The sequence below is a fragment of the Ramlibacter pinisoli genome (genome assembly GCF_009758015.1).
Classification (GTDB): domain Bacteria; phylum Pseudomonadota; class Gammaproteobacteria; order Burkholderiales; family Burkholderiaceae_C; genus Ramlibacter; species Ramlibacter pinisoli.
Genome location: NZ_WSEL01000003.1, coordinates 535,901 through 560,792, shown reverse-complemented (window position 1 = coordinate 560,792; position 24,892 = coordinate 535,901). Strand labels below are relative to the sequence as shown.

Sequence of the window (24,892 nt, the reverse complement as noted above, 5' to 3'; positions counted from 1 at the left end):
CACGCTCAACGCTCCGAAGCTTCCCATGAACATCCAGGCCGGTTTCTTCTACCTCTTCTCGGCGGTGCTGCTGTTCGCGTCGTTCCGTGTCATCACGGCGCGCAACCCGGTGTACGCGGCTCTCTACCTCGTGCTGGCCTTCTTCCAGGCCGCCGCGGTCTGGATGCTGCTGAAGGCCGAATTCCTCGCCATCTCGCTGGTGCTGGTGTACGTGGGCGCGGTCATGGTGCTGTTCCTGTTCGTCGTGATGATGCTGGACATCAACGTCGACAGCCTGCGCACCGGCTTCTGGAAGCATTTCCCGCTGGCCGCGCTGGTCGGCGTGGTCATCGCGCTGGAGATGGCCGCCGTCCTCATGGGGGGCTTCCGGCCCGCCGAGCCCACCAACGGACCGGCCGCCGTCCAGGCCGCCCAGACCGGCGCGGGCGCCCTGGCCCAGGTGTCCAACACCAAGGAACTGGGCAAGCTGCTGTACACCCAGTACCTGTTCCCGCTCGAGGTCGCCGCCGTCATCCTGCTGGTGGCCATCGTCGCCGCCATTGCGCTCACCCTGCGCGAGCGCAAGGACAGCAAGCACATGGATCCGGCCGAGCAGGTCAAGGTGCGCGCCCGCGACCGCCTGCGCGTGGTCAGGATGCCGCCCACGATGGTGGCACCGGTTCCCGAAGCACCCGCCGCGGCGGTGGAGGGCAAGGCATGAGCCTCACGCTGGGTCACTTCCTGTCGCTCGGCGCGATCCTGTTCGCGCTGTCGGTGGTGGGCATCTTCCTGAACCGCCGCAACCTGATCGTGCTGCTGATGGCCATCGAACTGATGCTGCTGGCGGTCAACATGAACTTCGTGGCGTTCTCCTACTACCTGGGCGACATGCACGGCCAGGTGTTCGTGTTCTTCATCCTCACCGTGGCCGCTGCCGAGTCCGCCATCGGCCTCGCAATCCTGGTGCTGCTGTTCCGGAACAAGTCGAACATCAACGTCGAAGAACTGAACACCCTGAAGGGGTGACACAAGAATGAGAACGCGACCTTCCGCGCGGGCGGCACGGCGGGTCAGGAAAGAAACATGAGTCAGACCCTCAACGCATCGACCCTGCTCGTTGTCCCACTGGCCCCGCTGGTGGGCTCCGCGCTGGCCGGCATCCTGGGCACCACCTTCGGCGGCAACTGGATCGGCCGGCGGCTGTCGCACACCTTCACCATCCTGGGCGTGTTCATCGCCATGGTCGTCTCGGCCATGACGCTCAAGAGCGTGGCGCTGGACGGCGCGCGCTTCAACGCGACCATCTACGAGTGGATGGTGGTGGGCGGCCTGAAGATGGAGATCGGCTTCCTGGTCGACGGCCTCACGGCCATGATGATGGTGGTGGTGACCTTCGTGTCGCTGATGGTGCACATCTACACCATCGGGTACATGGAGGAGGACGACGGCTACAACCGCTTCTTCGCCTACATCTCGCTGTTCACGTTCTCGATGCTCATGCTGGTCATGAGCAACAACTTCCTGCAGCTGTTCTTCGGCTGGGAGGCGGTGGGCCTGGTGTCCTACCTGCTCATCGGGTTCTGGTTCAACAAGCCCAGCGCCATCTTCGCCAACATGAAGGCCTTTCTGGTCAACCGGGTCGGCGATTTCGGCTTCATCCTGGGCATCGGCCTCATCGTCGCCTTTGCCGGCACCTTGAGCTATGTCGAGGCCTTCGCCAAGGCGGACGAACTGGCCAAGCTCACCTTCCCCGGCACCAGCTGGATGCTGATCACCGTCATCTGCATCTGCCTGTTCGTCGGCGCCATGGGCAAGAGCGCGCAGTTCCCGCTGCACGTCTGGCTGCCCGACTCGATGGAAGGCCCGACCCCGATCTCGGCGCTGATCCACGCGGCCACGATGGTGACGGCCGGCATCTTCATGGTCGCTCGCATGTCGCCCCTGTTCGAGCTGAGCGACACGGCCCTGTCGGTCATCCTCGTCATCGGCGCCATCACCGCGCTGTTCATGGGCTTCCTGGGCATCATCCAGAACGACATCAAGCGCGTCGTCGCGTATTCCACGCTCTCGCAGCTGGGGTACATGACGGTGGCGCTGGGCGCCTCGGCCTACTCGGTGGCGGTGTTCCACCTGATGACGCACGCCTTCTTCAAGGCGCTGCTGTTCCTGGCCGCCGGCTCAGTCATCATCGGCATGCACCACAACCAGGACATCCGCTGGATGGGCGGCGTGCGCAAGTACATGCCCGTCACCTGGATCACCTCGCTGCTCGGCTCGCTCGCCCTCATCGGCACGCCGCTGTTCGCCGGCTTCTATTCCAAGGACAGCATCATCGAGGCGGTGCACCTGTCCAAGCTGCCGGGCGCGGGCTTCGCCTACTTCGCGGTCATGGCCGGCGTGTTCGTCACGGCCTTCTATTCGTTCCGCATGTACTTCCTGGTCTTCCACGGCAAGGAGCGCTTCGACCAGATCCCGGCCCACGAGCACGACGCGAGCGAGGAGCCCGATCCGCACCACCACCAGGACGAGCACCACGCGCCGCACGAGTCGCCCTGGGTCGTCACCGTGCCGCTGGTGGCGCTGGCCATCCCGTCGGTGCTGGCCGGCTACCTGTTCATCGGGCCGATGCTGTACGGCGACTTCTTCAAGGACGCCATCCTGGTCAACCTGGAGAAGCACCCGGCGCTGGAGGAGATGGCCAAGGAATTCCACGGCCCGCTGGCCATGGCGCTGCACGGCCTGACCTCGCCGGTGTTCTGGCTGGCGGCGGCCGGCGTCGCGCTGGCCTACTACCTGTACATGGTGAACACGGCGCTGCCGGCACGCATCCAGACGATGGTGAGCCCGCTGTACCGGCTGCTCGACAACAAGTACTACATGGACTGGTTCAACGAGAACGTGCTGGCGCGCGGCGCGCGCGGGCTCGGCATCGGGCTGTGGAAGGGCGGCGACCAGGCCGTCATCGACGGCGCGATGGTCAACGGCAGTGCGCACGTGGTCGGCTGGTTCGCCGGCGTCACGCGCCGCCTGCAGTCCGGCTACATCTACCACTACGCGCTGGCCATGATCGTCGGCGTGTTCGTGCTGATGACGTGGTTCGTCTGGCTAGGCCACTAAGGAGAAGAAGAACGTGGGAGTGCTCAGCCTCGCCATCTGGACGCCGATCCTGTTCGGCATCGTGTTGCTTGCCCTGGGGAGGGACGAGCATGCGCGCGCCGTGCGCTGGCTGGCGTTGATCGGCGCCATCGTCAGCTTCCTGGTCACGCTGCCGCTGTACGGCGCGTTCAAGAACGGCACCGCCGAGATGCAGTTCGTCGAAAAGGCGCCCTGGATCGACCGCTTCAACGTCAGCTACCACCTGGGGCTGGACGGCATCTCGTTCTGGTTCGTGCTGCTCACCGCCTTCATCACGGTGGTGGTGGTCATTTCCGCCTGGGAGGTGATCACCGAGCGCGTCAACCAGTACATGGGCGCCTTCCTCATCCTGTCGGGGCTGATGATCGGCGTCTTCTGCGCCCTCGACGCGATGCTGTTCTACGTGTTCTTCGAGGCCACGCTGATCCCGATGTACCTGATCATCGGCATCTGGGGCGGCCCGAGGAAGATCTACGCGGCGTTCAAGTTCTTCCTGTACACGCTGCTGGGATCGCTGCTGATGCTCATCGCGCTGATCTACCTGTACTCCAAGTCGGGTGGCAGCTTCGACATCGCCACCTGGCACAAGCTGCCGCTGGCCGGCACGGTGCAGACGCTGCTGTTCTTCGCCTTCTTCGCCGCCTTCGCCGTGAAGGTGCCGATGTGGCCGGTGCACACCTGGCTGCCCGACGTGCACGTGGAGGCGCCCACCGGCGGCTCGGCGGTGCTGGCCGCCATCATGCTGAAGCTCGGTGCCTACGGCTTCCTGCGCTTTTCCATGCCCATCGCGCCGGACGCCGCGCGCGAGTGGGCCTGGTTCATCATCGCGCTGTCCATCATCGCCGTCATCTACGTCGGCCTGGTCGCGATGGTGCAGAAGGACATGAAGAAGCTGGTGGCCTATTCGTCCGTCGCGCACATGGGCTTCGTCACGCTCGGTTTCTTCATCTTCAGCGACCTGGGCGTCTCCGGCGGCCTGGTGCAGATGATCGCCCACGGCTTCGTCTCGGGCGCCATGTTCCTGTGCATCGGCGTGCTGTACGACCGCGTGCATTCGCGCGAGATCGCCGACTACGGCGGCGTGGTCAACACCATGCCGAACTTCGCCGCGTTCGCGCTGCTGTTCACCATGGCCAACTGCGGCCTGCCCGCCACCGCCGGCTTCGTCGGCGAGTGGATGGTCATCCTGGGCACGGTCAAGGCGAACTTCTGGCTGGGCCTGCTGGCTTCCACCGCCCTGGTCTGGGGCGCCGCCTACAGCCTCTGGATGTACAAGCGCGTGTACCTCGGCCCGGTGGCCAACGACCACGTGCGCGAACTCACCGACATCAATGCCCGCGAGTTCCTGATGCTGGGCCTGCTGGCCGCCGCGGTGCTGGTGATGGGCGTCTATCCGAAGCCGTTCACCGACGTGATGGACGCGTCCGTGGCGAACTTCCTGAAGCAGGTCGCTGCTTCGAAACTGAATTGAGGTCGCGGCCACCATGTTCGACACAACAAGCCTGTTCGTCGTCTCGCCCGAGATCTTCCTGATGGTGATGGCGTGCGTCATCGCCCTGGTCGACCTCGGCGTCCGCTCCCGCCTGCGCACGCTGTCGTACGGCCTGACCCTCGGCACGCTGGCGGTCGTCGCCTACCTGTCGGCCGAATTCGCCATCAACGGCCAGACCGCCTACGCCTTCGGCCACATGGTCGTGAGCGACCCCATGGGCAACTGGCTCAAGTGCTTCGCCTCCCTCGCCATGATGGTGACGCTGGTGTACGGCCGTCCCTACGCGGCCGACCGCGACATGCTGCGTGGCGGCGAGATGTTCACGCTGGCGATGTTCGCGCTGCTGGGCATGTTCGTGATGATCTCGGGCAGCAACTTCCTGATGATCTACCTGGGCCTGGAGCTCATGACGCTGTGCAGCTACGCGCTGGTCGCACTGCGCCGCGACAACGCCACGTCCACCGAGGCCGCCATGAAGTACTTCGTGCTCGGCGCCATGGCCTCCGGCTTCCTGCTGTACGGCATCTCCATGCTGTACGGCGCCACCGGCTCGCTCGACATCAACGAGGTGTTCCGCGTCATCGGCAGCGGCCGCGTGCGCCACCAGGTGCTGGTGTTCGGCCTGGTGTTCATCGTCGCCGGGCTGGCCTTCAAGCTGGGCGCCGCCCCGTTCCACATGTGGATCCCCGACGTGTACCAGGGCGCCCCCACGTCCATCACGCTGATGATCGGCTCGGCGCCGGAGCTGGCCGCGTTCGGTATCGCCATCCGCCTGCTGGTCGAAGGCATGATCCCGCTCGCGCTCGACTGGCAGCAGATGCTGATGCTGCTGGCCGTGGCGTCGCTGCTGGTGGGCAACCTGGCCGCCATCGCGCAGAGCAACCTCAAGCGCATGCTGGCCTACTCGACCATCGCGCAGATGGGCTTCGTGGTGCTGGGCCTGACCGCCGGCGTCGTGAACGGCAACACCGGCAACGCGCAGTTCGCGTACAGCGCGTCGATGTTCTACATCATCACCTACGTGCTCACCACGCTCGGCGCCTTCGGCATCGTGCTGCTGCTGGCGCGCGAGGGCTTCGAGAGCGAGGAGATCGCCGACCTGGCCGGCCTGAACCAGCGCAGCCCGCTGTACGCCGGCATCATGGCCATCTGCATGTTCTCGCTGGCCGGCATCCCGCCGCTGGTGGGCTTCTACGCCAAGCTGGCCGTCCTGCAGGCGCTGGTGGCCAGCGGCGAGCCGCTCTACATCGGCCTGGCGATCTTCGCGGTCCTGGCGTCGCTGATCGGCGCGTTCTACTACCTGCGCGTCGTGAAGGTCATGTACTTCGACTCGCCGATCACGGCCACCACGGTGTCCGCCCCGGCCGACGTGCGCACCGTGCTGTCGATCAACGGCGCGCTGGTGCTGATCCTGGGCCTGGTGCCCGGCGGTCTGATGACGCTGTGCGCCGACGCGATCGTCAAGACGCTCGCCACCTGAGGTGGCGGGGGTGTCGCAGGCCGTCTCGGTCTGGCTGGTGATCGTGGTCGCCGTGGTGGCGGCCAACCTGCCGTTCGTGCTCGACCGGCAACTGCTCGGGGTCTGGCCGTTGCGTGCGCCCAAGCCGCTCGGTGTCCGCGTGCTCGAGCTGGTGGCCTTCTACCTTCTAGTCGGCGGCCTCGGCCTGCTGCTGGAGAACCGCCTCGGGCAGATCGCGCCGCAGGGCTGGGAGTTCTACGCCATCACCGGCGCACTGTTCCTGACGCTCGCCTTCCCCGGTTTCGTCTGGCGCTACCTGTACAAGCGGCGCCATGACTGAACGCCACCTGCACCTGGTCGAGACCACGGTGTCGCAGGAGGAACTGCTGCGCGGCCGCTTCCTGCACGTGGTGCGCGATCACGTCGCGCTGCCCGATGGCCAGCCGGCCACGCGCGAATATGTCGTCCACCCCGGCGCCGTCGTGGTGGTGCCCCTGCTCGACGACGGCCGCGTGGTGCTGGAGCGCCAGCACCGTCACCCGGTGGGGCAGGTGATGATCGAATTCCCGGCCGGCAAGATCGACCCCGGCGAGGACCGCCGTGCGTGCGCGGAGCGCGAACTGCGCGAGGAGACCGGCTACACGGCCCGCGAATGGGCGCACGCCGGCCTGATGCACCCGGTCATCGCGTATTCGACCGAGTTCATCGACATCTGGTTCGCCCGTGGCCTGGTGGCCGGCGAGAGGAGCCTGGACGCCGGCGAATTCCTCGACGTGTTCGCGGCCACGCCGACCGAGCTGCTGCAGTGGTGCCGCGACGGTCGCGTGACGGATGCCAAGACGCTCAGCTGCATGCTGTGGCTGCAGAACGTCCTGTCGGGGTCCTGGTCTTTGAACTGGCGCCCATAATGGACGGGCCATGAAAGTCCTCAACCTCCAGTGCACGCACCTCCATGCCTTCGAAGGCTGGTTCGGCTCGGAAGACGACTTCCAGGACCAACTCGGGCGCGGCCTGGTCGAGTGCCCCTACTGCGGCGACACCGCCATCGCCAAGATGCCGTCGGCCCCGCGCCTGAACCTCGGCGCAGCCCAGCCCCAGCCTGAAGCCCAGCCGCGCCAGGAGGTGGCCACGATGCCCGAGGCAGCCATGCAGGCGGCCTGGCTGAAGATGGTGCGCCACGTGATGGCCAACACCGAGGACGTCGGCGAGCGCTTCGCCGAGGAGGCCCGCCGCATCCACTACGGCGAGACCGAGGAGCGCGGCATCCGCGGCCAGGCCTCGCGCGAGGAAACCGAAGCCCTGCTGGATGAAGGCATCGGCGTGCTGCCGCTGCCGGTGCCCAAGGCCCTGAAGGGGCCGCTGCAGTAGGCCCGACGCGGCCGCGCTAGGGCCGCACCGCCGGCGTTTCCACCGCCATCCCCATGGCCCGCGCGGCCAGGTGCAGTTCGAGTTCCACCATCTCCACGCTGCCGGCGGCCAATGGCTCGGCGCGCACGCCGGTCATGCAGTTGCGGATGCGGCGTGCCAGCGAGCCGGGCGCCTGCCACTCGAGGCGGTAGATGGGATAGCCGGTCGCTTGGCCCTGCGTGATCGGGGCGCCGGCCAGCTTGCCGCCGGCCAGCTGGTCGTGGCAGGTCGCGCACGACAGGTCGAGCTGGCCGATGCGCTGCTGGAACAGGGCGGCGCCGCGGCGCTGGAAGGGCTGCAACCGCTCGTCGGCCGGCGGCGTGATCGGCAGGCCGCGCGACTGCAGGCCCACCAGCGCCTCCAGCGCCAGCAGGTCCTGGTGTTCGGCGGGCCAGGGCAGGGCGCCCTGGTGGCGTTCGCGGCACAGGTTGATGCGGGTGGCCAGGTCCACCGGCCGTCGCAGGGGCTCGTCCCAGGCCGGGTAGCGCGCCGCCACGCCCCGCAGCGACGTCACGTCGCCGTGGCAGGAGGTGCAGGACGCCGAGCGCGGGCCCTCGGGGCGCAACCACAGCTGGCGGCCGTCCTGCACCCACAGCATGGCGGGATTGGCGGCGTCGTCTTGCTGCATCTCCTGCACCGCCACGCCCATGTCGAGGAAGCCGGAGCGCTGCGCGGCAGGCGCCGGCCCTGGCGGTGCGGCCGTGCACCCGACCAGCGCGGCGAGGGCGATGCCGGCCAGATGCAGCCTCACGTGACCTGCAGCTCGCGCCGTTCGACCTGCGCGAAGCCGTTGTCACCCTGCCACTCGAATTCCAGCGTGCCGCTCTCGGTGGCGACGGCGTGGAAGGCCAGGTAGGGATTGGCCGCGATCGCCGGATGGAGCTCGGCCGCGAAGACGACTTCGCCGGCGTAGCGGCAGGTGAAGCGCCGGATGATGTCGCGCGCCACCGCCTGCCCGTCGGCGCCGGCGCGGTAGCCGGTCTCCATCACGTGGGCGATGCTGGCGCGCAGCTCGATCACCTCGCCGCGGCGAGCGCTGGCGGGTACCTGGATCAGGACGCGGGCCATGCCGGGCCTCCGGTGGGCCGACCTTGCGCGGGGCGGCGGGACGACGAAGCGCGGGACGCGGGCGCCATGGTCACGAGCCCTCGATGCAGGCCGCCAGCGCCACGATCACGTCCACCGTGTGGCTCCACAGGCTGCCGTCGGACAGGCGTGCGACGGCGACCAGCTGCTGGCTGGTGGCCAACCGGATGCGGGTGGCCACCACGGCCTTGCCGGCGCGCGGGCCCAGCGTGAACACGGCCACGTCGCGCTGCGGGTTGCGGTCGTTGAAGATGGCCAGCTGCACGACATGGTCGGCGGGCGTCATCGGGCTGTCGACCGAGACGGTGACGGGCACCACGTTGCCGTTGTCGACCAGCGAGGCGATGTCGAACGTCACGCGGCCCGGGCGTACCGGTCGCCCCTGCGCGAAGGCGGCGACGGCCTCCTCCATCTGCTTGCCGGCGGCGTTGCCGAGCGGCTGGGCGAGGGCGGGACGCACCAGCACCAGGGCCGCGCCCGCGCCCAGCAGCGCGCGGCGGCCGTACGAGGTGGAAGGCGTCATGCGGGCGAGCCTAGCGCAAGGTGGACAACCACGCGACGACGTCCTCCACCTGCTGCGCGCTGAGCACGGGTTTGCCCTGCCAGGCGGCGCCGACGCGCGAGAGGTTGGCGGTGCCGTGGAAGGCCGGCATGAAGCTGGCCGGGGTGACACGCCGGGCGTCGACGACGCGCAGCCTCAGTTGCGCCGTGGTGTAGCGCGCGCCGACGCCCGCCAGATCCGGTGCCAGGTTGCCCTGGAAGCGTTCCTCGGGGATCGGCGCCGGATGGCACAGCAGGCACAGCCCCTGCTGGCGGCTGGCGGCGATGGCCCGGCCGCGCGCCGGATCGCCGGGCGCCGCCAGCGGCCGCTCGATGCCGTCGCCGCTCACGGTATAGGGCACCAGGTCCTGCGCCGCCGCGGCGCCGGCCATCAATAGCGCGGCCGTGGCCAGGCCCCGGTGCATCAGGCTTGCTTGAGGCTGTGGTGCTTCAGCGGCAGGTCACGGATGCGCTTGCCGGTGGCCGCGTAGACGGCGTTCAGCACCGCCGGCGCCGCGACCGCGATGGTGGGCTCGCCCACGCCGCCCCAGAAGCCGCCCGAGGGCACGATGACCGTCTCCACCCTCGGCATGTGGCGCATGTGGAGCACCGGGTAGTCGCTGAAGTTGGTCTGCTCGATGCGTCCGTCCTTGAGCGTGCATTCGCCGAACAGGGCCGCCGACAGGCCGTAGGCGAACGAGCCCTCGACCTGGGCCTCGATCTGCTGCGGGTTGACGGCATGGCCAGGGTCGGTGGCGGCCACGATGCGGTGCACCTTGAGCTCGCCCTCGGGGTTGACCGAGACCTCGGCGCAGGCGGCGACGTAGCTGCCGAAGCCCATGGTCTGCGCCAGTCCGCGGAACACCTTCTGCCCGCCGATGTCGGGCGCCGGCGTGTCCCAGCCGACCTTCTGCGCGACGGCGTTGAGCACGGCCAGGTGCTTGGGATGCTGGGCCATGAGCTTGCGGCGCAGGGCCAGCGGATCCTGCTTCGTGGCGGCGGCGATCTCGTCGATGAAGCACTCGAGGTAGATCGTGTTCTGGTTCAGGTTCACGCCGCGCCAGAAACCCGGCGGCACCGGCGGGTTGCGCATCGCATGGTCGATCAGCAGGTGGGGGAAGCCGTAGCCGATCGATGCCTCCGGGCCGGGCGCGTTCAGGCCCTGGAACACCACAGGGTCGCGGCCGCCCTGGATGGACTGCGGCGAGATGCCGGCGACGATGGACTGGCCCGAGATGCGCATGTGCAGCGCGGTGACGTTGCCCTGCGCATCCAGTCCCGCCGTCAGCTTGCACTGCGTGACGGGGTGGTAGCGCCCGTGCGTCATGTCCTCCTCGCGCGTCCACAGCAGCTTGACCGGGGTGCCGGGCATCTCCCTGGCGATCAGCACCGCCTGCCGCACCCAGTCGTGCACGGCGCCGCGCCGGCCGAAGCCGCCGCCCAGGTGGATCTTGTAGACCTCGCACTGGCGCGCCGGCAGGCCGGCCGCCTCCGACGTCGCGGCCAGCGCCGCCTCGCCGTTCTGGGTCGGGGTCCAGACCTCGCAGCGCTCGGGCGTCCAGCGGGCCGTGGAGTTCATCGGTTCCATGGTCGCGTGGTTCTGGTGCGGGTAGGCGTACACCGCCTCGATGCGGCGCGCCGCCGAGGCCAGCGCCGCCCTGGCGTCGCCGTTGCTGTTGCCGACCGCCGCCTCCGGGGCGTCGAGGCCGGCCTTCAGCACCTGCGCCACCGTGGCACTGGACGCCTTGGCATTCGGGCCCTCGTCCCACTCGATCGGCAGCGCGTCGAGCGCGGTCTTGGCGCGCCACCAGGTGTCGGCCACCACGGCGACGGCGCTGTCGCCGACCTGCAGCACCTTCTTCACGCCCGGGCGGCCCGCAACGGCCGCGGCGTTGAAGCTCTTGACCTTGCCGCCGAACACGGGGCAGTCCTTGATCGCCGCGTTCAGCATGCCGGGCAGCTTGAGGTCGGCGCCGTACACCTGGCGGCCTGTGACCTTGTCGACGGTGTCGAGCCGCGCCAGCCGCTTGCCGGCGATCTTCCAGTCCTTCGGGTCCTTCAGCGGCACCTCGGTGGGCGGCTGCAGCTTGCCGGCGGCGGCGGCGACCTTGCCGTAGCTGAGGGTGCGGCCACTGGGCACGTGGGTGATGACGCTGCCGGCAGCGCGGCATTCGGCCACCGGGACCTTCCACTCGGCCGCGGCCGCCTGCACCAGCATCAGCCGGGCGGCGGCGCCGCCCTTGCGGACGTAGTCGTGCGACTCGCGGATGCCGCGGCTGCCGCCGGTGGAGAAATTGCCCCAGGCGCGGTTGCGCGCGAGGTTCTGGCCCGGCGTCGGGTACTCGGTGGTCACCCTGGCCCAGTTGCAGTCGAGTTCTTCGGCGACCAGCTGCGCCAGCCCGGTGAGGCTGCCCTGGCCCATCTCGGAGCGGGCGATGCGGATCACCACGGTGTCGTCGGGCTTGACCACTACCCAGGCGTTGATCTCGGGCGTGGCGTCCTGCGCCAGCGCACCGAACGGCACGTGGAAGCCGATGGCGAGGCCGGCCGACGCGGTGACCTGGAGAAAGCCGCGGCGCTTCATGCCACGCTCCCGTCGCGGTGCTGGATCTGCAGGCCGGCGTTGCGGGTGCTGCCCTGGGCGACGGACTTGATGGCCGCGCGCACCCGGTTGTAGGTGCCGCAGCGGCAGATGTTGCTCATCGCGTCGTCGATGTCGGCATCGGTTGGGTTGGGCTTGGCCTTGAGCAGCGCCGTGGCCGCCATCACCATGCCGCACTGGCAGTAGCCGCACTGCGGCACGTCCAGCGCCACCCAGGCCTTCTGCACCGGGTGCGAGCCGTCCGGCGACAGGCCCTCGATGGTGACGATCTTCTCGTCCGGGCCGATGGTGGAGACCGGCCGCACGCAGCTGCGGGTGGGCACGCCGTCCAGGTGCACGGTGCAGGCGCCGCAGGCCGCGATGCCGCAGCCGTACTTGGTGCCGGTCAGGCCCAGTTGCTCGCGCAGCACCCAGAGCAGCGGGGTGTCCGGCTCGGCCTCGAACTCGCGCGGGGCGCCGTTGACGTGGATTCTTGCCATGCTCTTGGTCTCCTTGGTTGGATCGGCGGGGGCTCAGGCCAGTGCGTCGGCCCACATGGTGCGGGCCCAGTTCCAGGCGTAGACGCCTTCCAGGTCGGTGGGCGCCGGCGACACGCCGCCCGAGCCGGCGACGATGCGCCAGGTCCGGTCGGCGTACTCGTGCACGCTGGCCACGTGGATCACGCGCTTGTCGTCCACGAAGCTGTAGCAGGTGTTGGTGAGCAGCGGCGCGACCGGCGCCTCCCAGCCCAGCAGGCGCGAGACGATGACGGCGGCCGCCACCTTGGCGTGGTTGTTCGCCATGTGCGCACTCTTGGGCATGCCCGAGGCAGCCAGGATGGCATCGCCGAGCACGTGCACGTCGGCCGCCGCGGTCGATTCGAAGCCGAGGTAGTCGACTCCGCACCAGCGGTTGCCCGCCTGGTTGGCCAGGCCGGCCTGCACGGCGACCAGGCCGGCGCGCATCGGCGGCAGGACGTTGAGCACGTCGGCGCGCACGTCGTCCTGCAGGTCGGCCTTGAGCAGGCCCGCGCGTGCGTCCACCGCGGTCACCTTGTGGTTGGGCCGGTACTCGACCAGGCCGGGGTACAGCTCGGCCCAGGCGCGCCGGAACAGGGCCGGCTTGGAGACCACGTCCGGGTTGGCGTCCAGCACCAGCACTTTGCTGCGCGGCTTGGCCTGCCGGAAGTACCACGCGACCTGGCAGGCCCGCTCGTAGGGGCCGGGCGGGCAGCGATAGGGTTGCTCGGGGATGGCGATGGCGTACACGCCGCCGTCGGGCATCGCTTCCAGCTGCCGGCGCAGGGCCAGGGTCTCGGGGCCGGCCTTCCACGCCTGCAGCACGGCGCCGGCGGCGTGCGCGGCCTGCAGGCCGCCGATGCGGTCGAACTGCAGGTCCACGCCCGGCGAGACGACCAGCTTGTCGTAGGCCAGGCTGCGCCCGCCCGCCAGCGTGACGGTCTTGCGCGCCGGGTCGATGCTGCGCACCGTGTCCTGCGCCAGCGCCACGCCGTGGCGCGCGGCCAGGCCGGCGAGCGGCGTGGTGAGCTGGGCCAGCGTGGCGCTGCCGCCCAGCACCAGGTTGGACAGCGGGCACGAGACCAGGTCGGCCTGCGGCTCGACGACGGTCACGTCCACCCGGCCGTCGGAGAACAGGCGCAGGTACTTGGCGGCCGTGGCCCCGCCGTAGCCGCCGCCGACCACCACCACGCGCGGGCGCGTGCCGACCGGGCTGGCGCAACCCGCCAGGGCCGAGAGCGTGGCGGCGCCGGATGCCTGGAGCAGGGTGCGGCGCTGCATCGTCCGGTTCAGCGCGGCTGGCGGGCGAAGTACTCGGCCACCTGCTCCAACTGGGCCTCGGAGTAGCCCTTGCTCAGCTGGGCCATGATGGTCGAGGGCCGCGTGCCGGCGCGGAAGGCGCGCAACTGCGCCAGCATCGCGTCGCTGGGCATGCCGGCCAGCGTGGGCAGCGGCGAGCCGGCGACCGCGCGGCCCTGGGTGCCGTGGCAGTTGGCACAGGTGGCGGCGAGGGTGGCCACCTGCAGCGGCGGGGAGCCCCACGCCGGCGCCGCCGCGAGCACGAGCGCGGCAAGGGACGCGGCGAAGCGAGGGCGGGGCAGGCTCATGCAGGGAGGGTGGGGCGGCCGTTCGTGTTGATCGGTCGCTCAATATAGGGTGGGGGCGCGGCGCCGCGCAAGTGGGAAAACCAAGCGATCCGGCAAGCCCCGGGCCATGCCGATGCGGTGGGGAGCGGCCGGCCGGCGCCGGTGCCTGGGCCGCGTCAGTCCAGCAGCTGCAGCGCCGCCAGCCGGGCGTACACGCCGCCGGCGGCCACCAGCGCCTCGTGCGGGCCCTGTTCGACGATGCGGCCCTGGTCCAGCACCACGATGCGATCGGCCTGCTGCACCGTGGCGAGCCGGTGCGCGATGACCAGGGTGGTGCGGTCGCGCATCGCCGACGCCAGCGCGGCCTGGACCACGCGCTCGCTCTCGGCATCCAGCGCGCTGGTGGCCTCGTCGAGCAGCAGCAGCGGCGGGTTCTTCAGCATCGCGCGGGCGATGGCGATGCGCTGGCGCTGGCCGCCCGACAGGCGCACCCCGCGCTCGCCCAGGAAGGTGGCGTAGCCCTCGGGCAGCTCGCTGATGAATTCGTGCGCGTAGGCGGCGCGGGCGGCGGCCACCACCTCGGCGTCGCTGGCCTCCGGGCGGCCGTAGCGGATGTTCTCCAGGGCGCTGGTGGAGAACACCACGGGCTCCTGGGCCACCAGCCCGATGCGCGAGCGCAGCTCCTGCAGGTCGCGCTGCTGCACCGGCACGCCGTCGATGGCGATGGCGCCGGCCGAGGGGTCGTAGAAGCGCAGCAGGAGCGAGAACACGGTGCTCTTGCCGGCGCCGCTGGGCCCCACCAGCGCCACCGTCTCGCCAGGGGCCACCTCCAGTTCGATGTCGCGCAGCGACGGCTGGGCCGGCCGCGAGGGGTAGTGGAAGGTGACGCCGTGCAGCGCCACCGCGCTGCCGCGTCGGGTGGCTGGCGCCGCCACCGGGTGCAGTGGCGGCGCCACCGGCGAGCGGCTGGCCAGCAGCTCCATCAGGCGCTCGGTGGCACCGGCGGCGCGCAGCAGGTCGCCGTAGACCTCGCCCAGCACCGCCACCGCGCCGGCGAAGATGATCACGTACAGGGCCGCCTGCCCGAGCTGGCCGGCGCTGAGGCTGCCGGCCATCACGGCCTGCGCGCCCTGGTACAGGCCCCACAGCACCAGCGCCGCGTTGGCGATGATGATGAAGGCCACCAGCACGGCGCGGGCCCGGGTGCGCCGCACCCCGGTGCGGAACGCGTGGTCGGTCGCCTCGGCGAAGCGGTGCGCCTCGCGGGCCTCGCCGGTGTAGCTCTGGACCACCGGGATGGCGTTCAGCACTTCGGCCGCGATCGCGCTGGAGTCCGCCACCCGGTCCTGGCTGGCGCGCGAGAGGCGCCGCACGCGCCGCCCGAACAGCGCCGCCGGCACCACCACCAGCAGCACCGCGGCGATCACGAGCGACATCACGTAGGGGTGGGTGTAGACCAGCACCACCAGGGCGCCGGCGCCCATCACCACGTTGCGCAGGCCGAGCGAGAACGACGAGCCGACCACCGTCTGGACCAGGGTGGTGTCGGTGGTCAGGCGCGAGAGCACTTCGCCGGTGCGCGTGGTCTCGAAGAACTCGGGGCTCTGGCGCAGCACGTGGGCGTAGACGGCGCTGCGCAGGTCGGCGGTGACGCGTTCGCCGAGCCAGCTGACGGAATAGAAGCGCGCCGCCGAGAACAGCCCCAGCGCCACGGCGACCCCGAACAGCTCGAAGAAGTGGCCGCGCAGCGCGACCAGCCGCTCGCCGTGGCCGGGCTCCACCAGGCCCTGGTCGATCAGGCCGCGCAGCGCGACGGGGAAGACCAGCGTGGCCGCCGCCGCGAGCACCAGGAACAGCCCGGCCAGCGCAATGCGGCCGCGGTAGGGACGCAGGAAGGGCAGCAGGCCGGAGAGTGCGCGCGGCGATCCGCGGGTAGGAGAAACGGCTGGCATCGGCGCGCAGTGTACTACTTGCCTACTCAAAGGTAGCCTTGACAATGATTGTCTAGGCAACTAATATCGCCGCCATGGAAACCACCAAGCCCAGCTCCCGGCGCGCCGCCAAGGCCGCGGCGGGCGCGGAGACCGAGTTCTACAGCCCGGACGACTACCGGTCGGACGACAGCGTGGCCTACCTCATGCGGCGGCTGATCACGGTCTTCGCGTCGGAGGTGCAGCAGGAGCTCGATCCGCGCGGGCTGACGAACGCGCAATGGGTGCCGATGTACAAGCTGCACCTGGGCCACGGCAGCACCGCGGCCGAACTGGCGCGCGAATGCCAGCTCGATGCCGGCGCCATGACCCGCACGCTCGACCGCCTGGAGGCCAAGGGCCTGCTGCGCCGCGTGCGCTCGTCGCAGGACCGGCGGGTGGTGAACCTCGAGCTCACCGACCAGGGCCGCGAGGCCTCCGGCCACATTCCGCAAGCCCTGTGCAAGGTGCTCAACGCCCACCTGCGTGGCTTCAGCCACGACGAGGTGGAACTGCTCAGGTCGATGCTGCAGCGCATGCTGGACAACGGCATCGGCTGCCAGAAAGACAGGGAGAACACATGACGACCGCCAAGGTGCCGGGCCGCTGGGCCGCCACCATGGCCGCCGTGCTGCTGGCCGGTTGCGCCAGCACCGGCGGCATCGAACCGCAGGCCAGGCTGCGCCGCCCCGAGTCGCTGGGCCTGCCGGCCGCGACGGCTACCGCCGTGCCGGCCCCGGTCGCGCCGCAGTGGTGGGCCGGCTTCGGCGACACCCAGCTCGATCGGCTGGTGGCGCAGGCCCTGGCCGACAACCCCAACCTGAAGGTCGCCCAAGCGCGGCTGGCCCGCGCGCAGTCCGTGCTGGAAGGCGCCCATGCGGCCACCCAGCCGCAGGTGGACGCCTCGCTCGACCTCAAGCGCCAGCTGTTCACCGAGAACGGCCTCTTCCCGCCGCCGCTGGCCGGCTCGGTCCGCAACACGGGCACGCTGCAGCTGGGCGCCAGCTGGGAGCTCGACTTCTTCGGCAAGTACAGCCAGGCGCTGGAAGCGGCGCTGGGCGCCTCGCGCGCCGCGCAGGCGGACGTCGGCGCCGCCCACACGCTGCTCGCGGCCCAGGTCGCGCGCGGCTACTTCCAGCTGGAGCGGCTGAACGACCAGCTGGACGTGGCGCGGCGCACGCTCGCCCAGCGCGAGGAATTCCTGCGGCTGGTGCGCGACCGCGTGCGGGCCGGCCTGGACACCACGCTCGAAGAGCGCCAGGGCGAAGCCGCGATCCCGGACGCCCGCCAGCAGATCGAGGCGCTGGAGGAGCAGGTGCAGCTGACGCGCAACGCGCTCGCCGCCCTGGTCGGCCAGCCGCAGCTGCAGCTGGAACCGCGCCTGCTGGCCGACGCCCGTCCGGTGCCGCTGCCGGCCACCATCCCGGCCGACCTGCTGGCGCGCCGGGCCGACATCACGGCGGCGCGCTGGCGGGTCGAGGCGGCCAGCCACGACGTGGAAAGCGCCAAGGCCTCGTTCTATCCCAACGTCAACCTGTCGGCCTTCGTCGGCCTGTCGAGCGTGGGCCTGGGCCGGCTGGTCGACATGGGCAGCCAGCAATGGGGCGTGGGCCCCGCCGTGCACCTGCCGATCTTCGACGCCGGCCGGCTGCGCGCCAACCTGGGCGGCAGGACGGCCGACCTCGACCTGGCGGTCGAGAGCTACAACGGCGCGGTGCTCGATGCGGTGCGCGACGTCGCCGACCAGCTCGCCTCGGCCCAGTCCATCGAGCGCCAGCAGGCGCAGCAGCGCGAGGGGCAGGTGGCGGCCGAGGGCGCCTACGACATCGCGCTGCAGCGGTACCGTGCCGGCCTGGGCACCTACCTGAACGTGCTGTCCGCCGAAACCGCCGTGCTCGCCCAGCGCCGGCTGGCGGTCGACCTCGCCGCCCGCGCCCTCGACACCCAGGTGCAGCTGATGCGCGCGCTCGGCGGCGGCTTCCAGCCCGACCCCGAGAGCCTGCGGCTCGCCTCCCAGAAGTGAGAACGGATCCCACCATGACCGACATCCAACAAACCGAAGCGGCGCAGGCCGCGCGCAAGTCCACCCGCCGCAAGGGCCTGGCCGTCCTGGGCGCCGCCGTGGCCGTCGGCGGCCTCGGCTGGGGCGGCTACGAATACCTCGTCGCCAGCCACTACGAGTCGACCGACAACGCCTACGTGCAGGGCAACGTGGTGCAGATCACACCGCAGATCGGCGGCACCGTGCTGGCGATCCACGCCGACGACACCGACTTCGTGAAGGCCGGCCAGCCGCTGGTGCGCCTGGACCCGGCCGACGTGGCCGTGGCGCTGCAGCAGGCCGAGGCCAACCTGGCCCAGACCGTGCGCCAGGTGCGCACGCTGTACGCCAACAACGGCGCGCTGGCGGCCCAGGTCGACCTGCGCCAGGCCGACATCGCCAAGGCCCAGGCGGACGTGCAGCGCGCCAACGACGACCTGAACCGCCGCATGGCGCTGACCGGCAACGGGGCGGTGTCCAAGGAAGAGCTGAACCATGCGCAGACGCAGCTGGCCAACGCCAGGAGCGCACTGGCCGCGGCGCAGGCCGCCGTGGTGGCCGCACGCGAGCAGCTCGCCAGCAACCGGGCCCAGACCGACGGCACCAGTGTCGAGCAGCATCCCAGCGTGCTGTCCGCCGCCGCCAAGGTGCGCGAGGCCTGGCTGGCGTCGCAACGCGCGGCCCTGCCGGCGCCGGTGGACGGCTATGTCGCCAAGCGCACCGTGCAGCTCGGCCAGCGGGTGGCCGCCGGCACGCCGCTGATGGCCATCGTGCCGCTGCAGCAGGTCTGGGTGGATGCCAACTTCAAGGAAGTGCAGCTGCGCAGGATCCGCATCGGCCAGCCGGTCACGCTGGTCGCCGACGTCTACGGCAAGAAGGTCGAGTACCGCGGCAAGGTCGAAGGCCTGGGCGTGGGCACCGGCTCGGCGTTCGCGCTGCTGCCGGCCCAGAATGCCACCGGCAACTGGATCAAGGTGGTGCAGCGGGTGCCGGTGCGCATTGCGCTGGAGCCCGGGCAGGTGGCGAAGAATCCGCTGCGCGTGGGCCTGTCGATGGACGCCAGGGTCGACGTGACCCAGCAGGACGGCAAGTCGCTGGCCGACGCGCCGCGTGCCTCGGCCACGGTGCAGACCGCGGTGTTCGAGTCGCAGGACGCGGGGGCCGAGGCCGACGTGCGCCGCATCATCGCCGGCAACCTCGGCCGGGGCGGCTCCGCCAGCGTGGCGGCACAGGCGCCGGCGCAGCACGTTGCCGCCGGCGCCGCCGCGGCGGGCACCGGGAGCCACTGATGGCCGGGGCCGCCGGAGCGCCGCTCGCGCACCCGCCGCTGGAGGGCGCCGCCCGCCTGTGGGGCACGGTGGCGCTGTCGGCGGCGACGTTCATGAACGTGCTGGACACGTCGATCGCCAACGTGTCGTTGCCGGCCATCGCCGGCGACCTGGGCGTGAGCCCGAACCAGGGCACCTGGGTCATCACCAGCTTCGCCGTCGCCAACGCGATCGCCGTGCCGCTCACCGGCTGGCTGTCACAGCGGTTCGGCCAGGTGCGGCTGTTCGTCGCCAGCGTGCTGCTGTTCGTCGCCGCCTCGTGGCTCTGCGGCCTGGCGCCGAACATGACCATGCTGATCGCCTTCCGCGCCCTGCAGGGCTTCGTGGCCGGGCCCATGATCCCGCTGTCGCAGTCGCTGCTGCTGGCCAGCTATCCGCGCGCGCTGGCCGGGCTGGCGATGGCCATGTGGGCCATGACCACGCTGGTGGCGCCGGTGCTGGGGCCGCTGCTCGGGGGCTGGATCACGGACAACATCAACTGGCCGTGGATCTTCTACATCAACATCCCGGTCGGCCTGGTGGCCGCGACGGCGTCCTGGGGCATCTACCGCCAACGCGAGAGCGTGACCCGGCAGCTGCCGATCGACAAGGTCGGCCTGGCGCTGCTGGTGGTGTGGATCGCCGCGCTGCAGATGGTGCTGGACCTGGGCAAGGAGAACGACTGGTTCCACTCGCCGCTGATCGTGGCGCTGACCGTGGTGGCGGTGGTGGGCTTCGCGTTCTTCCTGGTCTGGGAACTCACGGATGAGCACCCGGTGGTGGAGCTGCGCCTGTTCGCGCGGCGCAACTTCTGGGCCGGCACGCTGTCGGTGTCGATCGCCTACGGGCTGTTCTTCGGCAACGTGGTGCTGCTGCCGCTGTGGCTGCAGCAGTTCATGGGCTACACCGCCACCGACGCCGGCATGGTCATGGCGCCGGTGGGCCTGCTGGCGATCGTGCTGTCGCCGCTGGTCGGCAAGACGGTGGCCAAGGTCGACCCGCGCCGCTATGCAACTTTCGCCTTCATCGTGTTCGCGCTGGTGCTGTGGATGCGGTCCCACTTCAACACTTCGGCCGATTTCCGCACCATCCTGGTCCCGACCATCATCCAGGGCGTGGCCATGGCGTTCTTCTTCATCCCGCTGTCGACCATCACCCTGTCAGGATTGACACCCGACCGCATGCCGGCCGCCTCGGGCCTCACCAATTTCGTGCGCATCACGGCCGGCGCGATGGGCACCTCGATCGCGACCACGCTCTGGGAAAGCCGGGCGGCGCTGCACCACACGCACCTGGCCGAGGCAGTCAACCCGTCCAACTCCGCCGTGCAGGCGGCGCTGGGCGGGCTGCAGGCGGGCGGCCTGTCGGCCGAGCAGGCGCTGGCGCAGGTGAACCGGCTCGCGGACCAGCAGGCCTTCACCATGGCCGCGACCGACCTGTTCTGGATCTCGGCGGCGCTGTTCCTGGCGCTCATCCCGCTGGTCTGGCTGACGCGCAGGCCGCAGGGCGCCGGCGCCGGGGCGGATGCAGCGGCCGGTGCCCACTAAGTGCGCATAGGTTTACAAAACTGACGTGATTGCGGCACTCGGCTGTGGAACACTTTGTGCATCTCGGAACGCATTCACGGGAGCGTGTCATGGCGGCGAACATCTGGACTCCGGTGGTTGGATGGTTGGGTGCCATGGGCGCGGCGTTCGCGCTGGCGCTCGCCGCACCAAACGAGAGCGGCGTGCTGGGCAAGCTGCCCACCATGAGTGCGAAGCGCCTTGACCAGACGCACGTGACGTTGCCGCGGCAGCTGCCTTCCGATCGCACCGTCGCCGTCGTCATGTTCCGCAAGGACCAGCGCGAGGAAGCGCAACGCTGGATCGACGGCCTGGGCCTGCACCAGGACTCGAACATCGCCTGGGTGCGGCTGCCGGTCTGGAGCCAGAAAGAGCCGGCCGAGCGCGAACGCATCGAGCAGCACCTGGCGCGCCGCTACCCGTCGCCGTCCGAGCAGGAGCGGCTGCTGCCCCTCTTCATCGACCGCGATGCCTTCGTTCGCGCCGCGGGCCTGGGCTCCACCGACCACGCATCGGTGCTGGTGGTCGACCGCGAGGGCAACGTGCTGGCCAAGGCGCAGGGCCCGTTCGACCAGAAGAAGGCCCAGGCACTGCGCGAGACGGTGCTGGCCCAGTCGGCGTTCTCCGCCTTCTGAGCGCAGCGCGGGCTACAGCCGCAGCCGCTGGGCGTAGCCGGTCATCTCCAGGTAGCCGCGGCCGACGCGGCGCCCGTTGCTGTCCACCAGCTCGGACAGGCCTTCCCAGTAGATCGCGCCGGTCGACGCGCGGCTGTCCAGTTCCTGGCCGTCGACCAGCGCGCGCACCGTGTAGAAGTCAGCCGGCGTGCGCACCATCCACTCGACCGGATAGGTGGCCCCGGACAGCGGGCTGGTCCAGCGCCGCTGCGGCCGGAACTGCGTCTCGCCCGGGCTGGCGATGTAGGTGCTGCCGCCCGGGGAGCGGAACGACCCGCCGTCCCACAGCGGCGAGCCGTTCTTGCGCCGCAGCTGGAAGGCGGTGAGGGCGCTGCCGTCGTCCAGGTTCATGCCGATCCAGTCCCAGCCCACGGCGTCGGGGTGCAGCAGCGCCTCGCTCCATTCGTGATCCAGCCAGCCCTTGCCCTGCACCGCGAAACGCCGTCCCTGCAGCGTCACGGTGCCGCTGGCCGCCAGCTGCGGCTCGCTGTAGTAGTAACTGGCCTGGTCGGGCGAGGGGCCCTTGCGTGACAGGCCGGCCTGCCCCTGCAGCAGCATGGGCTGGGTGGGCGCGAACCGCAGGTCGAGCGAGAAGTCCGGGCCGGGCAGCCGCGCGGTGTAGCGGCCGTCGGCGGCGCGCGTGAGCTCCCAGTCGCGCAGCCGCACGCTGGTGTCGGCACTGCCCGCCCGGGCCACGCCGAAGCCCTCGCGGGCGATGCGCTGGTCGTGCCACAGGCGCCGGCCCTGGACATCGGTGAGCGCCGCATGGGCGAACACCAGCTGCCGGGCCGCGAAGGCGGACTGCAGGCCTTGCGTGCCGTCGATGCGGGTGCGGAAGAAGGTGAGCTGATAGCCGAAGTCGCGCCCGCCGGCGGCGGCGAAGCCGGTGATGTACCACCACTCGGTGCGCAGGTCGGGATGGGCGCCGAAGTCGCGCGGGAACTGCAGCGCCCGCTCGGGCAGCGCGTGGGCCCGGGCCATGGCCAGCGCAGGCAGCGCGGCCAGCAGCGGACGGCGGCCGATCACCAGTCCTCCTTCACCGCCAGGACGGCGTCGCGGCCGGCGGCCGCCCGGCCCGCCAGCCAGGCGGTGAGCGTTCCCGCGGCGACCACCGCCAGGCACAGGGCGAGCAGCCGCAGCCAGGGCACCAGCAGGTCCATGGTCCAGTGGAAGCTCTGCGGATTGACCACGTGCACCAGCACCACGGCCACCGCCAGTCCGAGCGCCAGGCCGGCCAGCGCGCCCACCAGCGTCCAGGCCGCGCCTTCGCCGGCCACCACGGCCAGGATCTGGCGCCGCGTGAGGCCCAGGTGGGCGAGCAGGCCGAACTCCTTGCGCCGGGCCAGCACCTGGGCGCTGAAGCTGGCCGCGACGCCGAACAGCCCGATGCCGATCGCCACCGCCTGCAGCCAGTAGGTGACGGCGAAGCTGCGGTCGAAGATGCGCAGCGACGTGGCGCGGATGTCACGTGCCGACGCGAACTCCAGCAGCGCGCCGGCCGGTCCCGCGGCGCGCCGCAGCGCCTCCTGGACGCGCGCCGGATCGGCGCCCGGCGTCAGCCAGACGACCAGGTCGTTGGCCCGCCGGTCGCCGGTGAGGCGCTCGTAGTCGGCCTGCTCCAGCAGCAGCGCGCCGCTCTGGCGGACGTAGTCGCGCCAGACCCCGGCGACCGTGAAGCGGCTGGCGGCCGCGGCCGGCAGTCCGAGCGCCGCGTCCAGCAGTGGCAGTGGCTGGCCGAGGCGGGCGCCGTACAGGTCGACCATCGCCTCGCTCACGTACACCGGCACCTGCCCGGGCGCCACCGGTGCCAGCGCGCCCACCAGCGGCATGCCGCGCGACGGCTCGCCGATGGCGCGCGCGAGCAGCGCCACGCTGGGCCGCCGTGCATCGGGCTGCAGGGGGCGCACGCGCTGGGTGGCGACGCGCGCGACGCCGGGCAGGGCGGCTGCGGCCCGCACCAGCCCCGGCTCCAGGAACGCGGTCTCGCCGGCGGAGGTGCTGGTGGCCGTGCGCACGTAGAGGTCGGCGGGCAGCACCACGTCCAGCCAGCGCGTGACCGAATCGCGAAAGCTCGCCACCATCACCGTGAGTGCGACGGCCAGGCTGAGCGCCGCGACCACGCCGCTCACGGCCACCGCCGCGGTCTCGCGCACGCGGCGGGCCCGTTCGACGGCCAGCAGCGGCAGCAGCCGGTGGGCGACGGCCGGCGCCAGCCGGTCGTAGAGCACGCCGACGACGGGCGGCAGGGCGGTGATGCCGCCGACCAGCAGCAGGCCGATGGCGAGATAGGCTGCCAGCGGCAGGCCGGCGACCGGCGGCAGCAAGGCCAGGCCACCCGCGAGCACCAGCAGCGCGAGGCCGATCCAGCGGTGACCGCCGTGCGGTGTGCTGGCGCGCAGGCCCTTGAGCGACTGGGCGAGCGGCAGCCGCTCGGCGCTGCGGGCCGGGAACCAGCCGCCGACCATCGCGGCCACCACACCGAGCGCACCGTAGCCGACCGCGGACGGGGTGCTCCACTGCAGGCGCGGCGCCACGCCTTCGAAGTAGCCGCCGCCCAGGTCGCCGCCCAGCAGCCGCAGCGCGAGTTGTGCCAGCAGGGCGCCGAGCGCGACCCCGGCGGCGCTGCCGGCCAGCCCGAGCAGCGCCGATTCGGCCAGCACCAGCTGGCGGCGCCGGCGCGCGTCCAGCCCCAGCACGCCCAGCAGCGCGAACTGCTGCGACCGCCGGGCCACGCTGAGCGACAGCACCGAGAACACCAGGAAGGCTCCGGTGAAAAGGGCCACCAGCGCCAGCACCGTGAGGTTGACCCGGTAGGCACGCGACAGGTTGCTCACGCGCTGGGTCGCGTCACCCGGGGTGGCGGCGACCACGCCCGGCGGCAGCGCCAGCGCCTGCACGAAGGCGTCGCGGTCGGCGCCCGCGCGCAGCTTGACGTCGATGCGCGAGAGCTCGCCGCCGCGGCCGAACAGGTCCTGGGCGGCGGCGATGTCCATCACCGCGAGCGGCGCGCCGGCGGCGGTCACGTGGCCGGCCACCTGCACCTCGCGCAACTGCAGCCCGGCCTGCAGCTGCAGGCGCTCGCCCGCGAGTACGTCGCGGGCGGCCGGGTTGAGGAACACCGTGGCCGGCGCGAACATGGCCATCCGGTCGGCGTCGCGCGCCGACTGGGGCAGGAGCGCGGGCGCGAGCGAGGCGGCCACCAGCGGGTCGAGGCCGACCACGCGCAGGCCGACGCGCGCGCCGGCGCGACCGAAGGCGTTGGTCGCGAATTCCAGCACCGGGCTGGCCAGCTCGACCTGCGGATCGGTCGCGACGCGGCCGAACAGCGCTTCGTCGAAACCGCCCCGGGTGGCGCGCAGCTCCAGGTCGGGCTGGCCGTTGACCGAGCGCACGGCGGCCGAGAACTCGCTCAGCGCCGATGCGTTGATCAGGTGCACGGCCAGCGCCAGTGCCACGCCGAGCATCACGGCCGCCATCGCCGCGGCACCGCGCCAGGGCTGGCGGCGCAGCTCCTGCCAGGAGTAGGTGCGCAGCAGGGCAAGCATGCGGCAT

General features: G+C 71.0%; 24 protein-coding genes. 13 read left to right on the top strand and 11 right to left on the bottom strand.

From position 1 onward, the window contains the following. Positions 1-25 precede the first annotated feature (25 nt). The 8 genes from GON04_RS03870 to GON04_RS03835 are packed head-to-tail and all read left to right on the top strand — an operon-like array spanning position 26 to position 7,433. The gene (locus GON04_RS03870) at positions 26-700 is read left to right on the top strand and encodes an NADH-quinone oxidoreductase subunit J (RefSeq protein ID WP_157396655.1); all 675 of its coding nucleotides are present in this window, start codon (positions 26-28) and stop codon (positions 698-700) included. Further along, complete coding sequence (gene nuoK / locus GON04_RS03865) at positions 697-1,005, top strand: NADH-quinone oxidoreductase subunit NuoK (protein WP_157396654.1); 309 nt, start codon at positions 697-699, stop codon at positions 1,003-1,005. Before GON04_RS03870 ends, nuoK begins: the two co-directional genes overlap by 4 nt. Positions 1,006-1,062: 57 nt before the next feature. Further along, a complete protein-coding gene (gene nuoL, locus GON04_RS03860; RefSeq protein ID WP_157396653.1) occupies positions 1,063-3,096 on the top strand; it encodes an NADH-quinone oxidoreductase subunit L in 2,034 nt (677 codons plus the stop codon). Between the two features lie 13 nt (positions 3,097-3,109). Next, positions 3,110-4,585 (top strand): NADH-quinone oxidoreductase subunit M, encoded by a 1,476-nt coding sequence (locus GON04_RS03855; protein WP_181653872.1) that lies wholly within the window; start codon positions 3,110-3,112, stop codon positions 4,583-4,585. Between the two features lie 13 nt (positions 4,586-4,598). Beyond that, the gene (nuoN, locus tag GON04_RS03850) at positions 4,599-6,086 is read left to right on the top strand and encodes an NADH-quinone oxidoreductase subunit NuoN (protein WP_157396652.1); all 1,488 of its coding nucleotides are present in this window, start codon (positions 4,599-4,601) and stop codon (positions 6,084-6,086) included. A gap of 10 nt (positions 6,087-6,096) precedes the next feature. Further along, entirely contained in the window at positions 6,097-6,405 is a 309-nt protein-coding gene (locus GON04_RS03845; protein ID WP_181653871.1) for a DUF2818 family protein, read from the top strand. Continuing rightward, complete coding sequence (locus GON04_RS03840; protein WP_157396651.1) at positions 6,398-6,973, top strand: NUDIX domain-containing protein; 576 nt, start codon at positions 6,398-6,400, stop codon at positions 6,971-6,973. The genes GON04_RS03845 and GON04_RS03840 overlap by 8 nt, the downstream gene beginning before the upstream one ends. A 10-nt stretch (positions 6,974-6,983) precedes the next feature. Further along, positions 6,984-7,433 carry a DUF1178 family protein gene (locus GON04_RS03835; RefSeq protein ID WP_157396650.1) on the top strand — a complete coding sequence of 150 codons (450 nt, stop codon included), beginning with the start codon at positions 6,984-6,986 and terminating at the stop codon, positions 7,431-7,433. Positions 7,434-7,449: 16 nt separating this feature from the next. On the opposite strand, the gene soxA is transcribed toward GON04_RS03835, so the two are convergent. The 9 genes from soxA to GON04_RS03790 form a co-directional block, all read right to left on the bottom strand. Continuing rightward, positions 7,450-8,223 carry a sulfur oxidation c-type cytochrome SoxA gene (gene soxA, locus GON04_RS03830; RefSeq protein WP_338050884.1) on the bottom strand — a complete coding sequence of 258 codons (774 nt, stop codon included), beginning with the start codon at positions 8,221-8,223 and terminating at the stop codon, positions 7,450-7,452. Further along, positions 8,220-8,540: a thiosulfate oxidation carrier complex protein SoxZ gene (locus GON04_RS03825; protein ID WP_157396649.1), complete on the bottom strand. Its 321-nt coding sequence runs from the start codon at positions 8,538-8,540 to the stop codon at positions 8,220-8,222. Before GON04_RS03825 ends, soxA begins: the two co-directional genes overlap by 4 nt. Positions 8,541-8,610: 70 nt before the next feature. Beyond that, positions 8,611-9,081 (bottom strand): SoxY-related AACIE arm protein, encoded by a 471-nt coding sequence (locus tag GON04_RS03820; protein WP_157396648.1) that lies wholly within the window; start codon positions 9,079-9,081, stop codon positions 8,611-8,613. Positions 9,082-9,091: 10 nt separating this feature from the next. After that, complete coding sequence (soxX, locus tag GON04_RS03815; RefSeq protein WP_157396647.1) at positions 9,092-9,523, bottom strand: sulfur oxidation c-type cytochrome SoxX; 432 nt, start codon at positions 9,521-9,523, stop codon at positions 9,092-9,094. Then, entirely contained in the window at positions 9,523-11,682 is a 2,160-nt protein-coding gene (locus GON04_RS03810) for a xanthine dehydrogenase family protein molybdopterin-binding subunit (RefSeq protein ID WP_157396646.1), read from the bottom strand. The genes soxX and GON04_RS03810 overlap by 1 nt, the downstream gene beginning before the upstream one ends. Then, a complete protein-coding gene (locus GON04_RS03805) occupies positions 11,679-12,179 on the bottom strand; it encodes a (2Fe-2S)-binding protein (RefSeq protein ID WP_157396645.1) in 501 nt (166 codons plus the stop codon). The genes GON04_RS03810 and GON04_RS03805 overlap by 4 nt, the downstream gene beginning before the upstream one ends. Before the next feature lie 33 nt (positions 12,180-12,212). Continuing rightward, positions 12,213-13,478, bottom strand: a complete 1,266-nt coding sequence (locus GON04_RS03800; RefSeq protein WP_157396644.1) for an NAD(P)/FAD-dependent oxidoreductase — start codon at positions 13,476-13,478, stop codon at positions 12,213-12,215. An 8-nt stretch (positions 13,479-13,486) separates the two neighbouring features. Then, positions 13,487-13,804: a c-type cytochrome gene (locus GON04_RS03795; RefSeq protein WP_157396643.1), complete on the bottom strand. Its 318-nt coding sequence runs from the start codon at positions 13,802-13,804 to the stop codon at positions 13,487-13,489. Between the two features lie 155 nt (positions 13,805-13,959). Next, positions 13,960-15,735: an ABC transporter transmembrane domain-containing protein gene (locus tag GON04_RS03790; RefSeq protein WP_157396642.1), complete on the bottom strand. Its 1,776-nt coding sequence runs from the start codon at positions 15,733-15,735 to the stop codon at positions 13,960-13,962. A gap of 74 nt (positions 15,736-15,809) precedes the next feature. Between GON04_RS03790 and GON04_RS03785 the strand changes: the two genes are divergently transcribed. From GON04_RS03785 to GON04_RS03765, 5 genes are all read left to right on the top strand, one after another. After that, positions 15,810-16,337, top strand: a complete 528-nt coding sequence (locus GON04_RS03785) for a MarR family winged helix-turn-helix transcriptional regulator (protein ID WP_157396641.1) — start codon at positions 15,810-15,812, stop codon at positions 16,335-16,337. Continuing rightward, positions 16,334-17,776, top strand: a complete 1,443-nt coding sequence (locus tag GON04_RS03780) for an efflux transporter outer membrane subunit (protein ID WP_157396640.1) — start codon at positions 16,334-16,336, stop codon at positions 17,774-17,776. Before GON04_RS03785 ends, GON04_RS03780 begins: the two co-directional genes overlap by 4 nt. Before the next feature lie 14 nt (positions 17,777-17,790). Further along, positions 17,791-19,083 carry an HlyD/EmrA/EmrK family protein gene (locus GON04_RS03775; RefSeq protein WP_157396639.1) on the top strand — a complete coding sequence of 431 codons (1,293 nt, stop codon included), beginning with the start codon at positions 17,791-17,793 and terminating at the stop codon, positions 19,081-19,083. After that, positions 19,083-20,648, top strand: coding sequence for a DHA2 family efflux MFS transporter permease subunit (locus tag GON04_RS03770; protein ID WP_157396638.1), 1,566 nt, complete (start codon positions 19,083-19,085; stop codon positions 20,646-20,648). Before GON04_RS03775 ends, GON04_RS03770 begins: the two co-directional genes overlap by 1 nt. Positions 20,649-20,737: 89 nt before the next feature. Next, positions 20,738-21,301 (top strand): hypothetical protein, encoded by a 564-nt coding sequence (locus GON04_RS03765; RefSeq protein WP_157396637.1) that lies wholly within the window; start codon positions 20,738-20,740, stop codon positions 21,299-21,301. 12 nt (positions 21,302-21,313) lie between these two features. Here the strand turns inward: GON04_RS03765 and GON04_RS03760 are convergent, their stop codons facing one another. Both GON04_RS03760 and GON04_RS03755 read right to left on the bottom strand, forming a co-directional pair. Further along, positions 21,314-22,321, bottom strand: a complete 1,008-nt coding sequence (locus GON04_RS03760; protein WP_157398332.1) for a lipocalin-like domain-containing protein — start codon at positions 22,319-22,321, stop codon at positions 21,314-21,316. Positions 22,322-22,362: 41 nt separating this feature from the next. After that, a complete protein-coding gene (locus GON04_RS03755; RefSeq protein WP_157396636.1) occupies positions 22,363-24,885 on the bottom strand; it encodes an FtsX-like permease family protein in 2,523 nt (840 codons plus the stop codon). Positions 24,886-24,892 lie beyond the last annotated feature (7 nt).